Here is a 24995-nt window from a genome sequence, read left to right on the forward strand (position 1 = left end):
ACATGACGCCCGGATATACGAAAAATCCGGGCGTCGTGCCTGATTCAGAAACGTCGTAAATCGAGTGTCATCGGTAGTTCGTCGTTCGTTTCGACATTGGGTATCGGAAGTTTCCCCGGCGTATGTCCGATGCGGAAGAAACGCGCCATGCGTCGACTCTCCGCTTCGTTGGCGTTGACCGGCAGCGTCTCGTAATTGCGCCCGCCCGGATGGGCGACGTGGTACTGGCAACCGCCCAGCGAGCGCTGCATCCAGGTATCAAGCAAGTCGAACACCAGCGGTGCATGCACCGGGATCGTCGGTTGCAGGCAGTTGGCCGGTTGCCACGCGCGGAAACGCACGCCGGCGACAAACTCGCCCACCCGCCCGCTCGGTTGCAACGGCACCGGGATGCCATTGCAGGTCAGCAGATAACGCTGCGGCGGCAGCCCCGTAAGCTTGACCTGCAAACGCTCCAGCGATGAGTCGACGTAGCGCACCGTACCGCCCGCCGCGCCCTCCTCGCCCAGCACATGCCAGGGTTCAAGGGCCTGACGCAATTCCAGCTCGATACCGTTGACGGCGTAGTCGCCGACCTTGGGGAAACGAAACTCGAGATGCGCCGCGAACCATTCGGCGCGCAGTGGATAACCGGCGTTGTTGAGTTCGACGATGACGTCGGCAAAGTCCTGCTCGATAAAATGCGGCAGCAGGAAGCGGTCGTGCAGTTCCGTGCCCCAGCGCACCAGTTTCGGCGGAGCATAAGGCTCGCGCCAGAACCGCGCCACCAGCGCCCGCAACAACAGCTGCTGAGCCAGGCTCATGCGCGCATGGGGCGGCATCTCGAACGCGCGCAGCTCCAGCAGACCGAGGCGCCCGGTGGCGCCATCCGGCGAATACAGCTTGTCGATGCAGAACTCGGCGCGATGGGTGTTGCCAGTGACGTCGATCAGCAGATTGCGCAGCAGTCGATCCACCAGCCACGGCGGGCATTCCTCTCCCGGCGCCGGCATCTGCGCGAAAGCGATTTCCAGCTCATACAGCGCATCGTTGCGCGCTTCATCGACTCGCGGTGCCTGAGAGGTCGGGCCGATGAACAGGCCGGAAAACAGGTAGGACAGCGAAGGATGGTTGTGCCAGTAGCTGATCAGGCTGCGCAGCAGGTCCGGACGGCGCAGAAACGGTGAATCGCCCGGTGTCGCGCCACCGAGCACGAAATGGTTGCCGCCGCCGGTGCCGGTGTGTCGTCCGTCGACCATGAATTTCTCGGTGGACAGTCGGGTCTGGCGCGCTTCTTCGTACAGAAATTCGGTGCGCTCGACCAACTCGTCCCAGGTCGCCGACGGCTGCACGTTGACCTCGATCACGCCGGGATCCGGGGTGATGCGGAAATTGCTCAGGCGCGGGTCGCTCGGCGGCTCGTAGCCTTCCAGCAACACCGGACAATGCAGCTCCTCGGCAGTGGCTTCGATGGCGGCCACCAGTTCCAGATAATCCTCGACCCGCTCCAGCGGCGGCATGAACAGGTACAACCGGCCTTCCCGGGCCTCGGCGCAGAACGCGGTGCGGGTCAGCCAGTCGGCGGACTCGTCGATCTTCGGCACACGCTCGTCCGCCGGAGCGGGCTCGCCGTGTTCGTTGAGCTGCGATGTTTCGGGCAGTTCGGGGAAGTCCTGATTCGGATCGTTCGGATGAATGAACGGATACTCCGCCGCCTTCACCCAGGGCTGCGAACCCAATGGCAGGCGATAGCCAAGCGGCGAATCCCCCGGCACCAAGCGACAATGCTCATCGCGCAGATACCAGCGCCCGCTCTGCCATTGATCGCCCTTGGCGGTGCGCGCCAGCGGCAGCACCTGGCCGATGACCTTGTCCAGCCCCTGACTGAACACCTTGCGCAGTCGCGCGCGTTCCAGCGGTTCCTCCAGACGCGAGTCTTCGGCGCAGACGTTGCTCGGCAAGGCGCCCTCGCGCCAGAGGTAATAGAAATGGTCTTCGTAGGCCGGGAATACAAAACGTGTCGGCAGTTTCAGGCGTTCGGCGACACTCGCCAGAAAGCGCCCGGCCACTTCACCCGTGGCGCCGTAATCCTGCTGCTCATCGGCGATCAACGCGTTGTTGTGCCAGATCGGCACGCCGTCGCGGCGCCAGTAGCAATTCAGCGACCAGCGCGGCAGTTGCTCACCCGGATACCACTTGCCCTGGCCGAAATGCACCAGCCCCTTGGGCGCGTAATGTTTGCGCATGCGCTGGAACAGTTCGGCGGAGAGCCGGCGCTTGTCCGGGCCCAGCGCAGCGGTATTCCATTCGGCACCGTCGGGGTCGTCGATGGACACGAAGGTCGGTTCGCCGCCCATGGTCAGGCGCACATCGCCTTCCAGCAGGTCGGCATCGATCTGTCGGCCCAGCGCCTGGATCGCCAGCCATTGCTCATCGGTGTAGGGCTTGGTAACCCGCGGCGCTTCCCAGATCCGCTCCACGGACATTTCGTGGCTGAACTCACATTCGCAGGGCTCTACCAAACCACTGATCGGCGCCGCCGACGATGGATCGGGACTGCAGGCCAGCGGGATATGCCCTTCCCCCGCGAACAATCCGGACGTGGCGTCGAGGCCGATCCAGCCGGCGCCGGGCAAATACACCTCGCACCAGGCGTGCAGGTCGGTGAAGTCCACTTCGGTGCCGGACGGGCCGTCGAGGCTTTTCACGTCGGCGGTCAGTTGAATCAGGTAACCGGAGACGAAACGCGCCGCCAGCCCGAGATTGCGCAGCAGTTGCACCAACAGCCACGCCGAATCCCGGCAGGAACCGGAGGCGTGTTCGAGGGTATGTTCCGGGGTCTGCACACCCGGCTCCATGCGAATCAGGTAATTGATGTCTTCGCTAAGACGCTGATTGAGCGCCACCAAAAAATCCACGGCCGGCAACGGCGTGCGGTCGATGGCGTCCAGATAGGCCTTGAATTTCGGCGTCAGCGGCAGGGTTTCGAGGTACGGCGCCAGCTCCTTGCGTTCATCGGCGGCGTAGGCGAAAGGGATTTTCTCGGCGTAGGGCTCGAGGAAAAAGTCGAACGGGTTGAACACCGCCATCTCGGCCAGCAGATCGACCTCGATCCGCAGTTCGGCGGTTTTCTCGGGGAACACCAGCCGTGCAAGGTAGTTGCCTTGAGGATCCTGCTGCCAGTTGATGAAGTGCTGCTCGGGCGAGACTTTCAGTGAATAAGACAGAATCCGCGTGCGGCTGTGAGCAGCCGGGCGCAGACGCACGATCTGCGGGCCGAGTTCGACAGCGCGGTCGTAGCGGTAATGCGTGACGTGATGCAATGCGACATGAATCGACACGGCGTGCCTCCTGCGAGCCCAAGCGTATTCGAAAGCGCGCAAGACTTATGCCATGCAGAGGCTTGGGCGCTTTCCCGGAATGCTTAGGGCAGTACAGCACCAAAATCGGGCGATGCGGTGAAATGGTTTGGCACAGTTGCACGCAAATGTTGCGAGGCACAACGCAAAACGCCAACCCGAAGGTTGGCGTTCTGTTTGAGCTCAAGTGCGTTTTAGCGCGGTACGACCGGCTTGCGTGCCGGTTTCGGCCCTTTGCCTTTCGCGGCTTCCTTGCGCTCCTTGGCGGCCTGCTGGTTGCGGGCGAATGCCGCGGCCTTGGCCTGTTCACGCTTGTCCCAAGGGTTGCCGCCATCACTGGCGCGCGGTGGCAGACCGGTGTGCTGGGTGAGGATCTTGGTGGTCTTCTCTTTCGCGACCTTGTGGCTGCCAGCCGGTGTCGAGTTCTTGCGACGGGCACTCTGGTAGCTGTCGGTGGCCGGCTGGTGCAGCGGGATCAACTGGTTCTTGCCCGGCCCGATCAGGTCGGCGCGACCCATGCGGGTCAGCGCTTCACGCAGCATCGGCCAGCCTTTCGGGTCGTGATAACGCAAGAACGCCTTGTGCAGACGACGCTGCTCCTCGCTCTTGACGATGGTCACGCCGTCGCTCTTGTAGGTGACCTTGCGCAGCGGGTTCTTGCCGGAGTGGTACATCGCGGTCGCGGTGGCCATCGGCGACGGATAGAACGCCTGCACCTGGTCGGCACGGAAGCCGTTGCCCTTGAGCCACAGGGCCAGGTTCATCATGTCTTCGTCGGTGGTGCCCGGGTGCGCGGCGATGAAGTACGGAATCAGGTACTGCTCTTTCCCGGCTTCCTTGGTGTACTTCTCGAACATGCGCTTGAAGCGATCGTAGGTGCCGATCCCCGGTTTCATCATCTGGTTGAGCGGACCTTCCTCGGTGTGTTCCGGGGCGATCTTCAGGTAACCACCAACGTGGTGGGTCACCAGCTCCTTGACGTACTCCGGCGACTCGACCGCAAGGTCGTAACGCAGGCCGGAGGCGATCAAAATCTTCTTCACACCCGGCAACGCACGGGCGCTGCGGTACAGCTGAATCAGCGACGAGTGGTCGGTGTTCAGGTTCGGGCAGATGCCCGGGAACACGCAGGACGGCTTGCGGCACGCGGATTCGATTTCCGGGCTCTTGCAGGCGATGCGGTACATGTTCGCGGTCGGGCCGCCGAGGTCGGAAATGACGCCGGTGAAACCCGGCACCTTGTCGCGGATCTCTTCGATTTCGCGAATGATCGACTCTTCGGAACGGTTCTGAATGATCCGGCCTTCGTGCTCGGTGATCGAGCAGAAGGTGCAGCCACCGAAGCAGCCACGCATGATGTTCACCGAGAAACGGATCATGTCGTAGGCCGGGATCTTTTCCTTGCCGTATGCAGGGTGCGGAACACGTGCGTAAGGCATGCCGAACACGTAGTCCATTTCTTCAGTGGTCATCGGAATCGGCGGCGGGTTGAACCAGACGTCGATCTCGCCATGCTTCTGCACCAGCGCACGGGCGTTGCCCGGGTTGGTTTCCAGGTGCAGCACGCGGTTGGCGTGGGCGTACAGGACCGGGTCGTTACGCACCTTTTCCATCGACGGCAGGCGGATCACGGTTTTGTCGCGGGTCATTTTCGGGCTGGCCAGGATCTGTACGACCTTGGCTTCTTCCGGATCTTCAACCGGCCCCTTCTCCTGCTCGATCGCACAAGCCTGAGTGTCCTGGGTATTGACGTACGGGTTGATGATCTTGTCGATCTTGCCCGGACGGTCGATGCGCGTGGAGTCGACTTCGTACCAGCCCGCCGGCGTGTCGCGACGGATGAACGCGGTGCCGCGCACATCGGTGATGTCTTCGATCTTGTGACCGTAGGACAGACGCTGGGCGACTTCGACAATCGCCCGCTCGGCGTTGCCGTACAGCAGGATGTCGGCGCTGGCGTCGATCAGGATCGAGTTGCGCACGCGATCCTGCCAGTAGTCGTAGTGGGCGATGCGGCGCAGGGAGGCTTCGATGCCCCCGAGCACGATCGGCACGTGCTTGTAGGCTTCCTTGCAGCGCTGGCTGTAAACCAGGCTCGCGCGGTCCGGACGTTTGCCGGCCATGCCACCCGGGGTGTAGGCGTCGTCGGAACGGATTTTCTTGTCCGCGGTGTAGCGGTTGATCATCGAGTCCATGTTGCCGGCCGCGACACCGAAGAACAGGTTCGGCTCGCCAAGTTTCATGAAGTCGTCTTTGGACTGCCAGTTAGGCTGCGCGATGATCCCGACGCGGAAGCCTTGCGACTCCAGCAGCCGGCCAATGATCGCCATGCCGAACGACGGGTGATCGACGTAGGCATCTCCCGTAACAATGATGATGTCGCAGGAATCCCAGCCAAGCTGATCCATCTCCTCCCTGCTCATCGGCAGGAATGGCGCCGGCCCGAAACATTCGGCCCAGTATTTTGGATAGTCAAATAACGGCTTGGCTGCTTGCATGTCGATGACCGGTGTTGAGGTGCAAAATCGCGGGCGCGGAATATAGCACAAAAAATGACCAATTCCGACGGCTGTGGTCGGAAATATCAGAGGCTGTCAGACGAGGACGGACTTACTCGTCGTCGTCGAAGTTGTAACTGCCCGGCGCGAGGTTTTCGAAGCGGGTGTACTTGCCGATGAAGGCCAGGCGGATGAAGCCGATCGGGCCGTTCCGCTGCTTGCCGATGATGATCTCGGCGATGCCCTTGTGCTCGGTCTCCGGGTGATACACCTCGTCCCGGTACACGAACATGATCACGTCGGCGTCCTGCTCGATCGCTCCGGATTCCCGCAAGTCGGAGTTCACCGGACGCTTGTTGGGACGTTGTTCCAGGGAACGGTTGAGCTGCGACAGGGCAACTACCGGACAGTTGAATTCCTTGGCCAGGGCCTTCAGGGATCGGGAGATCTCGGAAATCTCGTTGGTCCGGTTGTCACCGCTGGAGCCCGGGATCTGCATCAGCTGCAGGTAGTCGATCATGATCAGGCCGATGTCGCCGTGCTCGCGCACCAGACGCCGGGTCCGGGCACGCATTTCCGACGGGCTGATGCCGGCGGTGTCATCGATGAACAGCTTGCGGTCGTTGAGCAGATTGACCGCCGAGGTCAGGCGCGGCCAGTCGTCGTCTTCCAGCTGGCCGGAACGCACCTTGGTCTGATCGATACGACCGAGGGACGACAGCATACGCATGATCAGCGATTCGCCTGGCATCTCGAGGGAGTACACCAGCACCACCTTGTCGCTGCGCAGTACGGCGTTTTCCACCAGGTTCATCGCGAAGGTGGTCTTACCCATCGACGGACGGCCGGCGACGATGATCAAGTCGGCCGGCTGCAGGCCGCTGGTCTTCTCGTCGAGGTCGGTATAGCCGGTGGACAGGCCGGTGATCGAGTCGGCGGTGTTGAACAGGGTGTCGATGCGGTCGATGGCCTTGGTCAACAGGTCATTCACGCCCACCGGACCGCCGGTTTTTGGCCGGGCCTCGGCAATCGCGAAAATCTGCCGCTCGGCTTCGTCGAGGATTTCCTCGGCGGTGCGGCCTTCGGGGTTGAAGGCGCTGTCGGCAATTTCGGTGCTGATACCGATCAGCTGACGCAACGTCGCACGCTGGCGGACGATCTGCGCATAGGCCTTGATGTTGGCGACGGACGGCGTGTTTTTCGCCAGCTCGCCGAGATAACCGAGGCCGCCGACCTGCGAGGTCTGACCTTCCTTGTCCAGTTGCTCGGCAAGGGTCACGACGTCGATCGGCATGTTCTGATCGGCCAGTTTGGCGATCGCACGGAAAATCAGACGGTGGTCATGTCGGTAGAAATCGCCGTCGGAGACTTGATCGAGCACGCGCTCCCAGGCGTTGTTGTCCAGCATCAGACCACCGAGCACGGCCTGTTCGGCCTCGATGGAATGCGGCGGCACTTTCAGCGCGGCGGTTTGCAGATCGTATTGCTCGGGAGCGGAGATTTCGTTCATGGCCACTTTTTAATCAGGAAAAGCAGGGAGTGCAGAAAGACAAAGGGCACGACCTGTAAACAGGATCGTGCCCGATGTTAACCGTCTGACGGACAAGCCGCCAGTCGATCAGGGTGTTGCTTAAGCTGCTACCACGACAACGCGTACGGTGGCTTCAACTTCGGCGTGCAGGTGCACAGCCACGTCGAATTCACCCACGTTGCGGATGGTGCCGTTCGGCAGACGAACTTCGCTTTTCGCAACTTCAACGCCGGAGGCGGTCAGTGCGTCAGCGATGTCGTGAGTACCGATCGAACCGAACAGCTTGCCTTCGTCGCCAGCGGTGGCAGTGATGGTCACTTCCAGCTCGGCCAGTTGGGCAGCACGGCTTTCAGCCGATGCTTTACGGTCTGCGGCGGCTTTTTCCAGCTCAGCGCGACGCTCTTCGAACGCAGCCAGGTTGGCAGCGGTCGCAGCGGTGGCTTTGCCGAAAGGCAGCAGGTAGTTACGGCCGTAACCGGCCTTAACGTTTACTTTGTCGCCCAGGTTGCCCAGGTTGGCGATTTTTTCCAGAAGGATCAGTTGCATGTGGAAATCCTCTTAACTTTTAACCTTCACCGTTCACGTTATCGGTGTCTTTCGACACCCGACCGCGAAAATCAATCAGGCTGTCGACAATGGCCAGAACCACGAGCAACGGATAGATCAGCTGCATGAACAGCAACAGCGTCACGTACAACCCCACCAGCCAGAAACCGGCCAGTCGCCTTTGCGCCACCAGCCCGTGAATCAGGGCCAGCCCGGCGAACACCAGCGGTACACTGCACAACGGCGTCAACATGGCCATCTGTGCACCGAGATTCGGGCCCAGAAGCATCAACGCCAGCAGTAACATCGCCGGCCCCAGCGGGATCCGGATGGCGCGAAACTCGCGACCAAAACCACCCGGGTTGTACAACAACGCCTGCCAGTAACGCCCGACAATCAGGCTCAGCACGCTGACGATCTGCAACAAAGCCGCAATCAGGCCGGTCAGGACCGGTGCGATCAGCGACGCGAAATGCGCCTGCTCGTCTACCGACAATTGTTGGTAGGCATCACCGAGAAGCGCGGGCATGACCTTTACCAAGGCCTGCGCCAGCATCTCGATCTGGGGCGCAAACGCCGCCCCGAGCACCACTGAAAACACCAGCCCCATGGCTACGCTGACCAGCAGCGTACGGACCCAGGACTCGCTTGCGCGCAACACCAGCGCAAGCCCCGAAGAACCCAGCAGCACCAGAAGTGCCCGTGGGTCATCGGCATACAACCACCAGATCAATGCCGGCAGCAGTCCCAGCGACACGACGCCCAGGGCGTCGGTCAATCCGCGCCGCAGAAGCACCAGGCTCCCGGCGGCAGCACCCAACCAATACAACAACGGCAATGTTGCAAACCCGGCCACTACGAGAGTGGCCTGCATACGGCCGCGCATGATGAACTCAGCTAAGGCACGCATGCATTCAATCCTTTGCTACTTGTCGACTGCCCGGTCTCAGCGGCCGTGGCTGTCGGTGTAGGCCAGCAGGGCCAGGAAGCGGGCGCGCTTGATAGCGGTGGCCAGCTGACGCTGATAACGAGCTTTGGTACCGGTGATGCGGCTTGGAACGATTTTGCCGGTCTCGGATACGTAGGCTTTCAGAGTGTTGAGATCTTTGTAATCGATCTCCTTCACGTCTTCAGCGGTGAAGCGGCAGAATTTACGACGACGGAAGAAACGTGCCATTTGATAGGCTCCTTAAAAGGTCCGTGGATTACTCGTCAGCGTTATCGCTGTTGTCGCTGTCGCTATCGCTGTCATCGCCATCGGCGCTGCCATCGTGCTCAGGACGTTCGCGACGCTCACGGCGCTCACTGCGGTTTTCTTCAGCCTTGAGCATCTCGGACTGGCCGGTAACGGCTTCGTCGCGACGGATGACCAGGTTACGGATCACTGCATCGTTGTAGCGGAAGTTGTCTTCCAGCTCGGCCAGGGCCTTGCCGGTGCACTCAACGTTCAGCATCACGTAGTGAGCCTTGTGAACATTGTTGATTGCGTAGGCCAGTTGACGACGGCCCCAGTCTTCCAGACGGTGGATTTTGCCGCCGTCTTCTTCGATCAGCTTGGTGTAACGCTCAACCATGCCGCCGACTTGCTCGCTCTGGTCAGGGTGGACCAGAAAGATGATTTCGTAATGACGCATGAATGCTCCTTACGGGTTGTAGCCTGCCGCTCAAAAACGGTCAGACAAGGAGTGAATGACACTTATGGACTTGCTGGCGCGGGACACATGCATGCCTGCCGCCACAGCAAGGGGCGCAATTGTAGAGAAGGGACTGAAGAGGTGCAAGGCAATTGGTGATTATTTGAACAGTCACACTTTCTGCCACACCAGAAAACACTGTGGGAGCGAGTCTGCTCGCGATGGCGGCTCAACATCCAACAATGATGCTGAATGTAACTCCGCTTCGCGAGCAGGCTCGCTCCCACATTTATGACCGCATAAGGCTTAAGCCTTCTTGGCAGCTGCCTTGGCCTTGGCACCGCGCTGGCGCTGGGCTTCGAACAGGCACACGCCGGTCGCAACCGAAACGTTGAGACTGCTGACGCTACCGGCCATCGGCAGGTGCACCAGGTAATCGCAATGCTCACGAGTCAGGCGACGCATGCCTTTGCCTTCGGCGCCCATGATCAGGATGGTCGGGCCGGTCAGATCCTGGTCATAGATGCTGACCTCGGCTTCACCCGCCGTGCCGACGATCCACAGACCACGCTGCTGGAGCTTTTCCAGGGTGCGCGCAAGGTTGGTGACGGCCACCAGCGGAATCACTTCCGCCGCGCCGCAAGCCACTTTACGCACCACAGGTGTCAGGGTGGCCGACTTGTCTTTTGGCACAATGACCGCCAGCGCACCGGCAGCATCCGCCGAACGCAGGCAGGCGCCCAGGTTGTGCGGGTCGGTCACGCCGTCGAGCACCAGCAACAGCGGCGCGCCTTCGGTGCGATCGAGCAGCTCGTCGAGCATCGCTTCACCCCAGACCTGGCTCGGACTGACGTCCGCCACTACGCCCTGGTGCACGCCTTCGACCCAGGCGTCCATTTCGCGGCGCTCGGCCTGACCGATCTGGACCCGGTTTTCGTTGGCCAGTTCGATCAGCGTCTGCACGCGCGGATCGTTGCGGCTTTCAGCCAGCCAGATCTGCTTGACGCGTTTAGGGTGGTGACGCAGCAACGCTTCTACCGCGTGAACGCCGTAGATTTTTTCCAACTGACTCATGACTTCGCCTTCGGTTTACGCGCCCCGCCACTTTTGGCTGGAGCGGAACCCGCTTTCGGCGGGCCTTTACGGTGTTTGCTCGGTTTGGCTGGCTTGCCGCCGGAGGCCTTTTCAGGCGCCGACCGTCCGGTCTTTCCCCCGGACGCCGCTTTACCACCGTTTTTGGCGTCGGCCAGCAAGGCCTTCTTCATTTCACGGCTTTTGCGCAGTTCGGCGTTTTTCGCCACGGCATCGCTTGGACGATAAGCCTCGGCAACCTTTTCTTTGGCAGGACGACGACTGGCGGTTTTTGCCGTAGCCTTTTCTTCCACAACCTTCGCTGCAGGAGCGGTCGTCTCGGCGCCACGCTTCTTGCGGCCGATCGGCGCGCTGATGGTTTTTTCAGCCATCTCGAAGTCGATCTTGCGCTCGTCGAGATCGACGCGCATGACGCGCACTTCAACGGTGTCGCCAAGACGGAAGCTGCGACCGGTGCGCTCGCCCGCCAGGCGGTGGTGCACAGGGTCGAAGTGATAGTAGTCGCCCGGCAGTGCGGTGACATGCACCAGGCCTTCGACGTAGATATCGGTCAGTTCGACGAACAGACCAAAACCGGTCACGGCAGTGATCACGCCCGGGAACGATTCGCCCACGCGGTCCTTCATGAACTCGCACTTGAGCCAGTTCACCACGTCGCGGGTCGCTTCGTCGGCGCGGCGCTCGCTCATCGAGCACTGCTCGCCGAGTTGCTCCAGCGCCGCTTCGTCGTACGGATAAATGCGCGCCTTCGGAATGGTCATCGCACCGGCACGACGAACGTGCGGAGTGTCCTGTTTCGAATGGATCACGCTGCGGATCGCCCGGTGCGTGAGCAGGTCCGGGTAACGACGGATCGGCGAGGTGAAGTGGGTATAGGCTTCGTAATTCAGGCCGAAGTGGCCTTCGTTCTGGGCGCTGTACACCGCCTGGCTCAGAGAGCGCAGCATCACGGTCTGGATCAGGTGGAAATCCGGACGGTCCTTGATGCTGGCCAACAGGGCCTGATAGTCCTTCGGCGACGGACCATCCTTGCCTTTGTGCAGGGACAGGCCGAGCTCACCGAGGAACGCACGCAGTTTTTCCAGACGCTCCGGTGGCGGGCCGTCGTGGACGCGGTACAGCGCAGGGATTTCGTGCTTCTTCAGGAATTCGGCAGTGGCCACGTTGGCCGCCAGCATGCATTCCTCGATCAGCTTGTGCGCGTCGTTACGGGTGGTCGGACGGATTTCGGCAATCTTGCGCTCGGAACCGAAGATGATCCGGGTTTCCTGAGTTTCGAAATCGATCGCGCCGCGCACGTGACGGGCAGCCAGCAACACCTTGTACAGCGCGTAGAGCTGCTTGAGGTGCGGCAAGACGTCGGTGTATTCACCGCGCAGCTTGCGACCTTCGGTAGCCTTCGGCGTTTCCAGCATCGCACTGACCTTGTTGTAGGTCAGACGGGCGTGGGAATGGATCACTGCTTCATAGAAGCAGTAGTCGGTCATTTCGCCGGACTTGGAGATGGTCATCTCGCAAACCATGGCCAGACGATCGACATGTGGATTCAACGAGCACAGGCCGTTGGAGAGCTGCTCCGGCAGCATCGGCACCACGCGCTCGGGGAAGTACACCGAGTTGCCGCGCACCTGGGCTTCGTTGTCCAGGGCCGAACCGATCTTCACGTAGCTGGAAACGTCGGCAATCGCCACGTACAACTTCCAGCCCCCGGAGAACAGGCGCAGCTTGCCTGGCTTGGCTTCGCAGTAGACCGCGTCGTCGAAGTCGCGGGCATCTTCGCCGTCGATGGTGACGAACGGCAGATGGCGCAGGTCGACGCGCTTCTCTTTGTCTTTCTCTTCGACTTCCGGCTTGAGCTTGCCGGCCTCCTTCAGAACGGCTTCAGGCCAGACGTGCGGAATGTCGTAGGTGCGCAGGGCGACATCGATTTCCATGCCCGGCGCCATGTAGTTGCCGACGACTTCGATCACGTCACCTTGCGGCTGGAAGCGCGGAGTCGGCCAGTGGGTGATTTTCACCTCGACGAACTGACCGATCTGGGCATTGGCGTTGCGGCCCGGGGTAACCAGCACTTCCTGCTGGATCTTCGGGTTGTCCGCAACGACGAAGCCGATACCGCCTTCTTCGAAGTAACGGCCGACGATGCTTTCGTGGGCACGGGACACCACTTCGACGATCACGCCTTCGCGACGACCGCGACGGTCCAGGCCGGAAACACGGGCCAGGGCACGGTCGCCATCGAACACCAGACGCATTTGCGCCGGGCTCATGAACAAATCGTCGGAGCCGTCATCCGGTACCAGGAAGCCGAAGCCGTCGCGGTGACCGCTGATGCGACCGAGGATCAGGTCGAGCTTGTCCACCGGCGCATACGTGCCACGGCGGGTGTAGATCAGTTGAGCGTCGCGCTCCATGGCGCGCAGGCGGCGGCGCAGGGCTTCGATCTGGTCTTCTGTAGTCAGACCAAACTCTTCGACCAGTTGCTCGCGGGCAGCAGGCGAACCCCGATCAGCAAGGTGCTGAAGGATCAGTTCGCGGCTGGGAATAGGGTTTTCATATTTTTCCGCTTCACGAGCGGCCTCGGGATCGAGGGACTGCCAATCGGCCATTAGAGAGTTTTCACCTTGTCTATATGCGGGTTAGTTTGGCATAGGCGCCATCAAACGGGAAATTTCCGACTATATAAGACGCGTCTGGAGCCTTGTATCGACGCCTGGAGGGCGTTTTGAACACCGCTGGTAAAAAAAATCATTTTTTTTGCTGGCAGGGGTTTACAGTTAAAAAGGCGCTCCGTATAGTGCGCGCCATCGACGACGTACACACGTTGACGAGATGCCCAGGTGGTGAAATTGGTAGACACGCCAGCTTCAGGTGCTGGTGACCTTACGGTCGTGGAAGTTCGAGTCTTCTCCTGGGCACCAATTTCGAGTTTGAGACTAGATCAGTTTCAAGACTCACACAAAAACCCGCGAAAGCGGTTTTTTTGCATTCTGCGCCCCGCCTTTTTCTGAAAATGATTTATTAAAATCAAATCAGGGGTTTACAGATCAAAAGGCGCTCCGTATAGTGCGCCACATCAACAGCGGCAACGCTGAAGATGAAGCCCAGATGGTGAAATTGGTAGACACGCCAGCTTCAGGTGCTGGTGACCTTACGGTCGTGGAAGTTCGAGTCTTCTTCTGGGCACCAATTCAAATTCAAGGTCACGATCTTGAATTTCACAAAAACCCGCGAAAGCGGGTTTTTGCGTTTCCGGGGTTTGGAAAAACCTGAGCTCCAACGCCTACCAGACCCAACCCCTCCCCGCAAGGCGCACTTGAGAAACAATATCGTTTATCATTGTTGCAAGTTTTTGCAATGCGACAGTGAGGAACCCTGCGAATGATGTTTCGAAATACCCTGCGCCGCGGCTTGACCTTCACCCTGCTCGGCCTGGCACTCGCCACTCCCCTCACCCAGGCTGCCGACGCGGTTTCCCTGACTCTCTATAACGGTCAACACAAGGAAGTAGGCGACGCGATCGCCAAAGCCTTCGAAGCCAAGACCGGCATTCACGTCAATGTACGCAAGGGCAGCAGCAATCAGCTGGCCAGCCAGATCATCGAAGAAGGCGACCGCTCCCCCGCCGACGTCATCTACACCGAAGAATCCCCGCCGCTGAACAACCTCGGCGAGCAAGGCCTGCTGGCCAAGGCCGACGACGAGACCCTGGCTGTTCTGCCGAAAGAATACGTCGCCGGCAACGGCACGTGGATCGGCGTTACCGCCCGGGTTCGCGTGGTGGCCTTCAACCCTAAACTGGTCGATGAAAAGGACCTGCCGAAATCGGTGCTGGATTTCGCCGACCCGCAGTGGCAAGGCAAGGTCGGCTTCGTACCGACCAGCGGCGCGTTCCAGGAACAGGCTGTCGCCATCATCAAAAAACACGGCCGTGAAGCCGCCGAAGAATGGCTGACCGGCCTGCGCGCCTTCGGCAAGACCTATAGCAACAACATGGTCGCCCTCAAGGCTGTGGAAAACGGCGAAGTCGCCACCGTGCTGGTGAACAATTACTACTGGTTCGCCCTGCAACGGGAGAAAGGCCAACTTGATTCGAAACTGCATTACTTCACCGGTGGTGACGTTGGCGGTTTGATCACCGTGTCCAGCGCAGCCGTGCTGAAATCCAGCAAACATCCAAAAGAAGCTCAGCAATTCCTCGCCTACATGGCCAGCGAAGAAGGCCAGCGCGTGATCACCCAGACCACCGCCGAATACCCGCTGCATAAAGGCATGGAGTCGGATCGCGGCCTCAAACCGTTCAGCGAACTGGAAGCGCCGGACGTCACGCCGGCCGATCTGGGTAATGCCGAGGAAGCGCTGGAGCTGGAACGCGAAGTTGGCCTGAACTGATGACCGCATCGTTATTCGCCCCCGCTACACGCGGGGGTTACGTGCCACGGCTCAAGCGGCCGTCGATCTGGCTGATGCTGCCGGTGTTGTTGCTGGTGGTCATGAGCCTGTTGCCGCTGGCCTACGTCGGGCTCAAAGCCTGGCAGGCCGGCTGGACCGAGGCGCTGCACTTGCTGTGGCGCCCGTATGTGTTCGGCCTGCTGCGCAATACGCTGGCGCTGATGGTTGGCGTGACCGTGACCTGTGGCGTGATCGGCCTGTCGCTGGCGTGGTTGCTGGAACGCAGCAATCTGCCGGGCCGACGGCTGTGGGGCGTGATTCTTTGCCTGCCGTTCGCGGTGCCGGCATTTGTCAGCAGCTTCACCTGGGTTTCGCTCAGTGCGCAGTTCGAAGGACTCGGCGGGGCGATCCTGGTGATGAGCCTGTCGAAGTACCCGCTGATCTTTCTGCCGGTCGCAGCAACCCTGCGCAATCTCGATCCCTCTCTTGAGGAATCGGCTCGCACGCTGGGCCAGAATCGCTGGGGCGTGTTTTTCCGGGTCACCCTGCCCCTGCTCTGGCCTTCGCTGCTGGCCGGTTCGCTGCTGATTGCATTGCACATGCTGGTGGAATTCGGCGCACTGTCGATCATTGGCCTGCAAACTTTCACCACCGCGATCTATCAGCAATTCGAACTGGAATTCAGCAATGCCAACGCGGCGATGCTGTCGGCGGTATTGCTGGCGCTGTGCCTGATGCTGTTGTGGCTGGAGTTGCGCGTGCGCGGCAAGGGCCGTCATGTGCGCACTGGCCAGGGCGCGGCGCGTCGGGCTGAACAAGTGCGACTCGGGCCTTGGTCGGTCGCCGGTCAGCTGTACTGCCTGATGCTGGCAATTGTCGGCAGCGGGGTTCCGCTGGGCATGCTGGCTTACTGGCTTGCCGTGGGATCGTCAGCAGCCTTCCCGGTTGCGGCGATCACCGAAGCTTTGCTGTCGTCGCTGGCGCTATCGCTGGGTGGCGCGGGATTGTGTCTGGTGCTGGCGGTGCCGGTCGGGTTGCTGGTGGTGCGCTACAAAGGCCAATTGGCGATCTGGGCCGAGCGCTTGCCCTATCTGCTGCACGCCCTGCCGGGATTGGTGATCGCCCTGACGCTGGTGTATTTCGCCCTGCATTACGTGCCGGCGCTGTACCAGACCTCCGCGCTATTGTTGATCGCTTATGCGCTGCTGTTTCTGCCGCTGGCTCAGGCGCCGATCCGCACGGCGCTGAACAAAGCCGCACCGCAACTCGAAGAAGCCGCCCGCACGCTGGGCGCCTCTTCGTTCACGGCGTTCTGCCGAGTGACCTTGCCGATCATCTTCCCGGCACTGGGCGCGGCGTTCGCGCTGGTGTTTCTGGATGCCATGAAAGAACTGACGGCGACGCTGCTGTTGAGTCCGACCGGGCTCAACACATTGGCAACCGAAGTCTGGGCGCACACCGCGAATGTCGAGTTCGCAGCGGCGGCGCCTTATGCGGCGTTGTTGATTGTGGTGTCGGGATTGCCGGTGTATCTGCTGACGACCCGGATGTATCTGAGCCGATAAAAAAATCGCAGCCGAGGCTGCGATTTTTTTGCCCGCACTATCAGGCCCGGAACTGCCCCAGACTCGCCTTGAGCTGCGCCGCCAGACCATCCAGCACCTTGCCGCTGGCGGTGGTTTCGACCACCGCCTGAGCGGCTTTCTCGGCCTGGGCATGAATCGTCTCGACGCGCCCACGTACGGCCTGCGCACCTTGCGCCTGATGCGCCGCTGCCTGAGTTGCCAGGCCAATCGCCGCATGCACCTGCTCGACCGACGCCTGCACCGACTGCTGCAACCGCGCGCTGTCACGCAGCACCAGCAAACCTTCGCTGGCCTGACGCCCGGCCTGGCCGATCGCTTCCACCGCCTCACGGGCACCCTGCTGCAAGGCCACGATGTGCGCCTGAATGTCGCCGGTGGAGCTTTGGGTCTTGCTCGCCAGCGCACGGACTTCATCCGCCACTACCGCAAACCCGCGACCGGTCTCGCCGGCCCGGGCCGCTTCGATGGCCGCGTTGAGCGCCAGCAGGTTGGTCTGCTCGGCGATGCCGTGAATCACGGTCAGCACCACTTCGATCTGCTCGCTCTGCTGCGCCAGCCGTTCGATGACTTTCGCCCCGGTATCGACCTGCCCCGCCAGCGCCTCGATCAGGCTGCCGACCTTGGCCGAGGTGCGAGTGTTTTCGTCGGTGGCCTGGCGAATATCCACAACCTGCTTCAGTGCCGCCTGCATCGCATGACTTTCCGATTGCGCTTCGTCGGCCATTTGCGAAAGCGCCCGCAGACTTTCGGCCACTTCATCACGCTGCATCCCGGCCGCCGCATCGGCACCGGCGTTGCGCAGGGTCATGGCGCCGATTTCCAGACCGGTACGCTGAGCCACATCCCCGGCCTCGCGCACGATCGGCTGCAACTTGTCCACAAAGCGGTTGACCGCCGACGCCATGTCGCCGATTTCGTCCTTGCTGTTGATCTGCACGCGCTTGGTCAGATCGCCCTCACCTGCTGCCAGATCATCCATGGCGGCGTTGAGCATTTTCAGGCGATTGACCACTCGATGACCGAGCACCACCGCCAGCAGCAACAGCACGCCGGCACCGACCAGCGCCAGGCCCATGCCGATACGCCAGCGCAGGGTTGCTGCAGCGTCCTGCACGGTACTGGTGGTGTTCGCCTTCATCTCGGCAGCCGTGGACTGCGCCGATTGCAGGCGTGCGCGCATGGCCGTTGCACTGTCGGCAGCGGCGCCTTTGAGGCTGTCGCCAACCAGTTGATCGCTGCTGGCAATCAACGCCGTGAAGCGCTGATCGAGCGCCGCCAGATCGGTTTCGACCGAAGCAGTCGAGACGCCCATCAGCACCTTGCCGATTTCCACGCCGTTAGGGTTGATCGAGGCTTCGAGGTAGTAGACCGAAGGATCGTTCTTCGCCGCATCCAGCACTTTATCCAGCGCCCGCTCACCCTGGCCTTTTTCCAAAAGGGCCTTGTTGATCGGGTTTTCGCGGTTGAGGTAGCGGGTCAGATGCTGACCGGTGGCGTCGTCATACACCACGAACAGCACGTTGGGATTGCGCTGGGCCCGGCGGGCGAATTCGGACAGGGTCGGCACGTCGCTGTCCCACATGGCACGAGGTGCCACCGAGGCCAGCAACTGCGCCATGTCATTGGCCGAATCCTTCAGGTCTTTTTCCAGAGTCGCACGCAGCTGCGCCTGCTCTTCCTTCAGACGCGAGGAAAGACCAGCGGTAAGACGCTGACGGGTACTTGAGGAGAGATTGTCGAGGCTCGACGTGACTTCGCGCCCGGCCTGCTCCAGCTCACCGGACAATTTCTGGCTGTCGGCGCCCAGACGAGTGCCGAGATCGGCTTCCAGCGCGGTGACAGTGCTCCGCGTCAGGGCGACGGCCACCAGCACTTGCACCAAAAGGGCGATACCAAGGGTAACGAACACAGGCCGCAACAGACGGCTTTGTAACAGTGAGAGAACGGCTGACACTTTGAATCCCTCTACTTCTGACGCCATTAATTTGATGGCACTCTTGTAGACAGAATCACAGCAAAGGTCATGCCGTCCAACAGGCATAAACGACAAAGGCCCCGATGAAGGGGCCTTTGTGTTTTTACATCAACGACTTATCAAGCGAACGGATGGCGCAGAACGATGGTTTCGTTGCGGTCCGGGCCCGTCGAAATAATGTCGATCGGCGCGCCGATCAACTCTTCAACGCGTTTGATGTAGGCACGAGCGTTAGCCGGCAGCTCTTCCAGGGTTTTGGCACCCACGGTCGATTCGGTCCAGCCTGGCACTTCTTCGTACACAGGCTGCAGGCCTACGTAGCTGTCAGCGTCAGTCGGGGCAACAGCGTTGCCTTGTGCATCCTTGTAGCCGGTGCAGATGTTGATGGTTTCCAGACCGTCGAGTACGTCCAGCTTGGTCAGGCAGATGCCCGAGATGCTGTTCACATCGATAGCGCGACGCAGGATAACGGCGTCGAACCAGCCGCAACGACGGGCACGGCCGGTGGTAGCACCGAACTCGTGACCTTGCTTGGCCAGGTGCGCACCGACTTCGTCGAACAGCTCGGTCGGGAATGGACCCGAACCTACGCGAGTGGTGTAAGCCTTGGTGATGCCCAGGATGTAATCCAGGAACATCGGGCCAACGCCCGAACCGGTCGCAACGCCACCCGCGGTGGTGTTGGAGCTGGTCACGTACGGATAGGTACCGTGGTCGATGTCGAGCAACGAACCCTGGGCGCCTTCGAACATGATGTCTTTGCCGGCGCGACGCAGGTCGTGCAGCTCGGCAGTCACGTCCAGCATCAGCGGCTTGAGCAGCTCGGCGTATTCCTTGCACTCGGCCAGAGTCTTTTCGTACTCGATGGCAGGCTCTTTGTAGTAACCGACCAGCATGAAGTTGTGGTAATCCACCAGTTCACGCAGCTTGTCTTCAAAGCGCGGCATGTTGAGCAAATCGCCAACACGCAGACCGCGACGTGCAACCTTGTCTTCGTAAGCCGGGCCGATGCCGCGACCGGTCGTACCGATCTTCAGCTCGCCGCGGGCCTTTTCACGGGCCTGGTCCAGCGCCACGTGGAAGGACAGGATCAGCGGGCAGGAAGGGCTGATGCGCAGGCGCTCGCGCACCGGAACGCCTTTCTCTTCCAGCTTGGTGATCTCGCGCAGCAGGGCGTCAGGTGCAACCACCACGCCGTTGCCGATCAGGCACTGCACGCCTTCGCGCAGCACGCCCGACGGGATCAGGTGCAAGACGGTTTTTTCACCGTCGATCACCAGAGTGTGGCCGGCGTTGTGGCCACCCTGGTAGCGCACTACGGCGGCAGCATGTTCGGTCAGCAGATCAACGATCTTGCCTTTGCCCTCATCACCCCATTGGGTGCCCAGGACTACGACATTCTTACCCATAACACTTGTCCTCATTCGCGCAAACTTGGTGCCGGCGTCAGCCGGCAGGAAAACTCAAGAAGCCAGTGGCGATACTTGCCAAAGCCCGTTCTGCTGGATCAATTGCCGGTCGCAGTCCGCATCACGGGCGGCGGCCAAAGGTTGTCCAGGCAATGCCTGAACGACACGCTGACCCTCACTGCGCAACTGGCAAACCTGCTGCCAGAGTGCCGCATCCGTACTGTCAGGCATCCAGATACCGCCAGACGGTAGCTCGATCTCAGCACGCCCCAGGGTCACCAGGGTTTTCAAATCGGTGGAGAAGCCGGTGGCCGGACGGGCGCGACCGAAGTCGGCGCCGATGTCGTCGTAGCGACCGCCCTGGGCGATGGACTGGCCAACACCCGGCACGAACACCGCGAACACCACACCGGTGTGGTAGTGATAACCGCGCAGCTCGCCCAGGTCGAAGTACAGCGGCAGCTCCGGGAAACGCACCGACAGACGCTCGGCAATCGCCAGCAAGTCTTCCAGTGCCGCCAGTACCGGGGCCGGCGCATTGGCCAGACGCTCGCGGGCAGCGGTCAGTACTTCACGACCGCCGCACAGGTCGACCAGCGCGCGCAGCATGCCGGACAGATCGGCCGGCAGGCCTTCGGTCAGGGTAATGACCTCGTCGATGGCCTTGCGTTGCAACGCATCGAACAACTGCTGCTCGACCTCACCCGACAGACCGGCCGCCTGGGCCAGACCACGGTAGATGCCGACATGCCCCAGATCCATGTGCACGTCCGGCACGTCGGCCAGTTGCAGCATGGCCAGCATCAGGCTGATGACTTCGACGTCGCTGCTCGGGCTGGCATCGCCGTACAACTCGGCGCCCAGCTGGATCGGGCTGCGCGAGGACGACAAGGCACGCGGCTGGGCATGCAGCACGCTGCCGGCGTAGCACAGACGGCTCGGGCCTTCGCGACGCAGGGTGTGCGCATCGATGCGCGCCACTTGCGGCGTGATGTCGGCACGGAAACCCATCTGCCGGCCCGATTGCGGGTCGATGACCTTGAAGGTACGCAGATCCAGGTCCTGGCCCGCGCCGGTCAGCAGGGATTCCAGGTACTCGATATGGGGAGTCACGACAAACTCGTAACCCCAGCTCTGGAACAGATCCAACACCTGACGACGCGCGACTTCAATGCGCGCCGCTTCCGGTGGCAGTACTTCTTCGATGCCATCTGGCAGCAGCCAGCGGTCTACCGTTGCCATTACGCCATTCCCCTTAGATCCGGGCGGCCAGCCCGAGGGCGAGCCTTGAGTGAAGCAGAAAATGACCGGCCCGTTCAAAACGCACGCGCATGAACGACGCGGCGAAAGGCCTGTTACCGGCTTCGCCCATCACTTTCCTCGAAAAACTGTCGGGCCATTCAACCCGATCTTCTGCAACAAAAACAGCAATCAAACGTGCAGACGCAAAAAAGCCGGGAATTTCCCGGCTGCCGCATCATACACACGTTTTCCCAAAGGATCACCCCGCCCGAGGTTTTAGCCGCCGGGCGGAATGATTCAGGTCAACGTCGTATCAAGGCTTGGACTTTTCCAGGTAACGGAAGAAGTCGCTGCTTGGGTCGAGGACCAGGACGTCGGATTTGTTCGCGAAGCTTTCACGGTAGGCACGCAGGCTACGGTAGAAACCGTAGAATTCCTGATCCTGGCCGTAGGCCTTGGAGTAGATCGCAGCGGCCTGGGCGTCGCCGTCACCGCGAATCTCTTCGGATTCACGATAGGCTTCAGCCAACAGCACGCGGCGTTGACGATCGGCGTCGGCACGGATGCCTTCGGCCAGCTCGTTACCCTTGGCGCGGTGCTCGCGAGCTTCACGCTCACGCTCGGTGCTCATACGCTCGAACACGCTGCGGTTCACTTCTTTCGGCAGATCGATGGCCTTGACCCGGACATCGACCACTTCGATACCCAGCTCTTTTTCCGCCATCTTGTTCAGCGACGCCGTGATGTCGGCCATCAGCGCATCACGCTCACCGGACACCACTTCGTGCAGGGTGCGCTTACCGAACTGGTCACGCAGACCCGATTCCAGACGACGGGACAGACGCTCGTCGGCGATCTGCTTGAGGCCGGACGTTGCGGTGTAGAAGCGCTCGGCATCTTTCACGCGCCACTTGGCGTAGGCATCGACCATCACGGCTTTCTTTTCCAGCGTCAGGAAGCGCTGTGTCGGTGCATCCAGCGTCATCAGACGTGCGTCGAATTTACGCACCTGGTTAACGTAAGGAACCTTCACGTGCAGACCCGGCTGAACGTCAGCCTGAACCACGCGACCGAATTGCAGCAACACCGCACGCTCGGTCTGAGCCACGATGTAGAAGCAGTTCCAGCCAACCAGTACCACGACAACGCCAACGATCAGGGCGATCAGCGATTTATTGCTCATCAGCGGGTCTCCCTTGTACGCGACTGCGGCACGTCAGTGACATGCGGCGTAGCATCCGTGTTGTTGCTGGCGGCAGCCGAACCGGTGACCGGTGCATTGCTGCCCGAACTGTTCTGAATCATCTTGTCCAGCGGCAGGTAAAGCAGGTTGCTCTGGCCGTTCTTGTTGCCGGTCACGAGTACCTTGCTGGTGCTGCTGAAGACTTCCTGCATGGTGTCCAGGTACAGACGCTGGCGAGTGACCTCGGGCGCCTTGCGATACTCGGCAACCAGCTTGGTGAAGCGATCCGCCTCACCCTTGGCGCGCGAGACCGTTTCGTCACGGTAACCGTTGGCATCTTCGAGGATACGCTGGGCCTGACCACGGGCTTCCGGCACCACGCCGTTGGCGTAGGTTTCAGCCTGGTTGCGCGAACGCTGCTCGTCTTCACGGGCGCGGATCACGTCATCGAAGGCTTCCTGCACTTCACGCGGTGCCGCTGCGCTCTGTACGTTGACCTGGGTGACGGTGATACCGGTGCGATAGGTATCGAGGAAGCGTTGCAGACGCTCCTTGATCTCGCTGGCCATCAGCTCACGACCTTCGGTCAGCACCTGGTCCATCGCGGTGGAACCCACCACATGGCGCAGCGCACTGTCGGTCGCGTGCTGCAGGCTGATTTCCGGCTGGTCGACGTTCAGCACGAAGTCCTGCAGGTTGCTGATCTTGTACTGCACGGTCAGCGGCACTTCGACGATGTTCTCGTCTTCGGTCAGCATCTGGCCCTGCTTGGTGTAGGCACGCTCACGCGTGACGTTCTCCATGTACTTCTTGTCGATCGGCGGGAAGTAGATGTTCAGGCCGGGGCCGACAGTCTCGTAGTACTTGCCGAAGCGCAGCACCACGGCCTGCTCCTGCTCGTCCACGACGTAGACCGCGCTGTACAGCCAGACGGCCGCCAGCACGACCAAGCCGATGCCGAGCAGGCCGCCAAAGCCGCCGCTCTTGCCCGAGCCACCACCGTCATCACCGCGTTTTTTTCCACCACCGAACAACCCGTTCAGGCTTTCCTGCAGCTTTCGGAAGGCCTCGTCGAGATCCGGCGGTCCCTTGCGGTCGCCGTTGTTGCGACGCTTGCCACCCCAAGGATCCTGATTGTTCGAGTTGCCACCCGGCTCATTCCAAGCCATAGCGCTCTCCATCTGATAAAGCAAAGACGCACCCACGGCGCGCCGACCAATGCTACAGAATGCCTGCCGTTGCGGCACAACCGCTTTGCCAGGCTTTTATTGCAAAGTGTGTTGCTCGATGAACTCCGTCGGCACAACGCCTTCACGACTCACCAGTCGATTGAGCTCCGAGCGTGGCAATCGAACGGCCAGCAAGCTGACCCCTTCTTCGTCGTGTTCTTCTTTCTGTACCGCGCCCAGTTCGAAGAACTGCGCACGCAGACGCGCGAACCGCTGAGGCAGGCGCAAGGTTCCTACGAACAGGTCACTGCCCAACAACTCGGCAATCGCCTGCTCGAGCAATTCCAGACCGGTGCCATCACGCGCCGACAGCCAGACCCGCTGGGGCTTGCCGTTTTCATCGCGCTGGATTTGTGGCTCAACGCCTTCAAGCAAATCGAGTTTGTTATAGACCTCGAGGATCGGCAAGTCCTGGGCACCGATCTCGCCCAGCACCACCATCACCTGCTCGATCTGCAACATGCGATCCGGTTCGGCCGCATCGATCACGTGCAACAGCAGGTCGGAGTTGCTCGACTCTTCGAGCGTAGACCGAAATGCCTCGACCAGTTTGTGCGGCAAGTGGCGGATGAAACCCACCGTGTCGGCCAGGACAATCGGCCCCAGATCGTCCAGATCCAGACGGCGCAGGGTCGGGTCGAGCGTGGCGAACAGCTGGTCAGCCGCATACACGTCGGACTTGGTCACGTTATTGAACAGCGTGGACTTGCCGGCGTTGGTGTATCCCACCAGAGACACGGTAGGGATATCCGCACGCGAGCGGCCGCGACGCGACTGTTCGCGCTGGCTGCGCACTTTTTCCAGCCGGCCCTTGATCTGGCGCAGGCGTACCCGCAGCAGTCGCCGGTCGGTTTCGAGCTGGGTTTCACCCGGGCCGCGCATGCCGATACCGCCACCCTGACGCTCAAGGTGAGTCCAGCCACGAACCAGCCGGGTGCTCATGTGGTCAAGCTGGGCCAGTTCTACCTGGAGCTTGCCCTCATGGGTACGGGCGCGTTGGGCGAAAATATCGAGAATCAGACCGGTACGGTCGATCACGCGACACTCGAAAACACGTTCGAGGTTACGTTCCTGACTGGGCGTGAGGACGTGATTGAAGATCACCAGATCGGCTTCTTCGGCGTGGACCAGGTCGCGCAGTTCCTCGACCTTGCCGCTGCCAATCAGGTATTTGGCGGTTGGCCGATGACGCGGCACGTTAAAAAACGCAACGGTCTCGGCGCCAGCCGAATTTGCCAGTTCCTGAAACTCCTGCGGATCTTCGCGCGCCTCAGGGTCCTGTCCATCCAAGTGAACGAGGATGACTCGTTCACCACCACCGTGGCGCTCAAAGAACAAAG

At 61.0% G+C, this 24995-nt stretch carries 17 protein-coding genes and 2 tRNA genes; 4 read left to right on the forward strand and 15 right to left on the reverse strand.

Annotated elements, in window-relative coordinates; translation table 11 throughout:
• Positions 1-44 precede the first annotated feature (44 nt).
• From PMI24_RS01265 to rnr, 9 genes are all read right to left on the reverse strand, one after another.
• Complete coding sequence (locus PMI24_RS01265; RefSeq protein ID WP_007950697.1) at positions 45-3320, reverse strand: transglutaminase family protein; 3276 nt, start codon at positions 3318-3320, stop codon at positions 45-47.
• A gap of 212 nt (positions 3321-3532) precedes the next feature.
• Complete coding sequence (locus tag PMI24_RS01270) at positions 3533-5836, reverse strand: YgiQ family radical SAM protein (protein ID WP_007950699.1); 2304 nt, start codon at positions 5834-5836, stop codon at positions 3533-3535.
• 112 nt (positions 5837-5948) lie between these two features.
• Positions 5949-7346: a replicative DNA helicase gene (gene dnaB / locus PMI24_RS01275; RefSeq protein WP_007950700.1), complete on the reverse strand. Its 1398-nt coding sequence runs from the start codon at positions 7344-7346 to the stop codon at positions 5949-5951.
• A gap of 120 nt (positions 7347-7466) precedes the next feature.
• On the reverse strand, positions 7467-7913 hold the full coding sequence (gene rplI / locus PMI24_RS01280; RefSeq protein ID WP_003186385.1) for a 50S ribosomal protein L9: 447 nt from the start codon (positions 7911-7913) through the stop codon (positions 7467-7469).
• 19 nt (positions 7914-7932) lie between these two features.
• Positions 7933-8823 (reverse strand): hypothetical protein, encoded by an 891-nt coding sequence (locus PMI24_RS01285; RefSeq protein WP_007950701.1) that lies wholly within the window; start codon positions 8821-8823, stop codon positions 7933-7935.
• Between the two features lie 36 nt (positions 8824-8859).
• A complete protein-coding gene (gene rpsR, locus PMI24_RS01290) occupies positions 8860-9090 on the reverse strand; it encodes a 30S ribosomal protein S18 (RefSeq protein WP_002551829.1) in 231 nt (76 codons plus the stop codon).
• Positions 9091-9118: 28 nt separating this feature from the next.
• Positions 9119-9547: a 30S ribosomal protein S6 gene (rpsF, locus tag PMI24_RS01295; protein ID WP_007950702.1), complete on the reverse strand. Its 429-nt coding sequence runs from the start codon at positions 9545-9547 to the stop codon at positions 9119-9121.
• A gap of 306 nt (positions 9548-9853) precedes the next feature.
• Entirely contained in the window at positions 9854-10621 is a 768-nt protein-coding gene (rlmB, locus tag PMI24_RS01300) for a 23S rRNA (guanosine(2251)-2'-O)-methyltransferase RlmB (protein ID WP_007950704.1), read from the reverse strand.
• Positions 10618-13248 carry a ribonuclease R gene (gene rnr / locus PMI24_RS01305; RefSeq protein WP_007950706.1) on the reverse strand — a complete coding sequence of 877 codons (2631 nt, stop codon included), beginning with the start codon at positions 13246-13248 and terminating at the stop codon, positions 10618-10620. Before rnr ends, rlmB begins: the two co-directional genes overlap by 4 nt.
• Positions 13249-13473: 225 nt before the next feature.
• Here rnr and PMI24_RS01310 point away from each other — a divergent pair.
• From PMI24_RS01310 to PMI24_RS01325, 4 genes are all read left to right on the forward strand, one after another.
• Positions 13474-13560: transfer RNA gene (locus tag PMI24_RS01310), tRNA-Leu, on the forward strand.
• A 181-nt stretch (positions 13561-13741) separates the two neighbouring features.
• Positions 13742-13828, forward strand: a tRNA-Leu gene (locus PMI24_RS01315).
• 192 nt (positions 13829-14020) lie between these two features.
• Positions 14021-15031, forward strand: a complete 1011-nt coding sequence (locus PMI24_RS01320) for an extracellular solute-binding protein (protein ID WP_007950708.1) — start codon at positions 14021-14023, stop codon at positions 15029-15031.
• Positions 15031-16596, forward strand: coding sequence for an ABC transporter permease (locus PMI24_RS01325; RefSeq protein WP_007950711.1), 1566 nt, complete (start codon positions 15031-15033; stop codon positions 16594-16596). Before PMI24_RS01320 ends, PMI24_RS01325 begins: the two co-directional genes overlap by 1 nt.
• A gap of 40 nt (positions 16597-16636) precedes the next feature.
• Here the strand turns inward: PMI24_RS01325 and PMI24_RS01330 are convergent, their stop codons facing one another.
• The 6 genes from PMI24_RS01330 to hflX form a co-directional block, all read right to left on the reverse strand.
• Entirely contained in the window at positions 16637-18571 is a 1935-nt protein-coding gene (locus PMI24_RS01330) for a methyl-accepting chemotaxis protein (protein WP_007950714.1), read from the reverse strand.
• Between the two features lie 140 nt (positions 18572-18711).
• Positions 18712-20001, reverse strand: coding sequence for an adenylosuccinate synthase (locus PMI24_RS01335; RefSeq protein ID WP_007950715.1), 1290 nt, complete (start codon positions 19999-20001; stop codon positions 18712-18714).
• 54 nt (positions 20002-20055) lie between these two features.
• Positions 20056-21243, reverse strand: a complete 1188-nt coding sequence (locus PMI24_RS01340; protein WP_007950716.1) for an ATP phosphoribosyltransferase regulatory subunit — start codon at positions 21241-21243, stop codon at positions 20056-20058.
• A gap of 313 nt (positions 21244-21556) precedes the next feature.
• A complete protein-coding gene (gene hflC, locus PMI24_RS01345) occupies positions 21557-22426 on the reverse strand; it encodes a protease modulator HflC (RefSeq protein WP_007950723.1) in 870 nt (289 codons plus the stop codon).
• Positions 22426-23595, reverse strand: a complete 1170-nt coding sequence (gene hflK / locus PMI24_RS01350) for an FtsH protease activity modulator HflK (protein WP_007950724.1) — start codon at positions 23593-23595, stop codon at positions 22426-22428. The genes hflC and hflK overlap by 1 nt, the downstream gene beginning before the upstream one ends.
• A gap of 96 nt (positions 23596-23691) precedes the next feature.
• Complete coding sequence (gene hflX / locus PMI24_RS01355) at positions 23692-24993, reverse strand: ribosome rescue GTPase HflX (RefSeq protein ID WP_007950725.1); 1302 nt, start codon at positions 24991-24993, stop codon at positions 23692-23694.
• Positions 24994-24995: the final 2 nt, after the last annotated feature.

It is taken from the genome of Pseudomonas sp. GM25 (genome assembly GCF_000282255.1).
GTDB classification, from domain to species: domain Bacteria; phylum Pseudomonadota; class Gammaproteobacteria; order Pseudomonadales; family Pseudomonadaceae; genus Aquipseudomonas; species Aquipseudomonas aphyarum.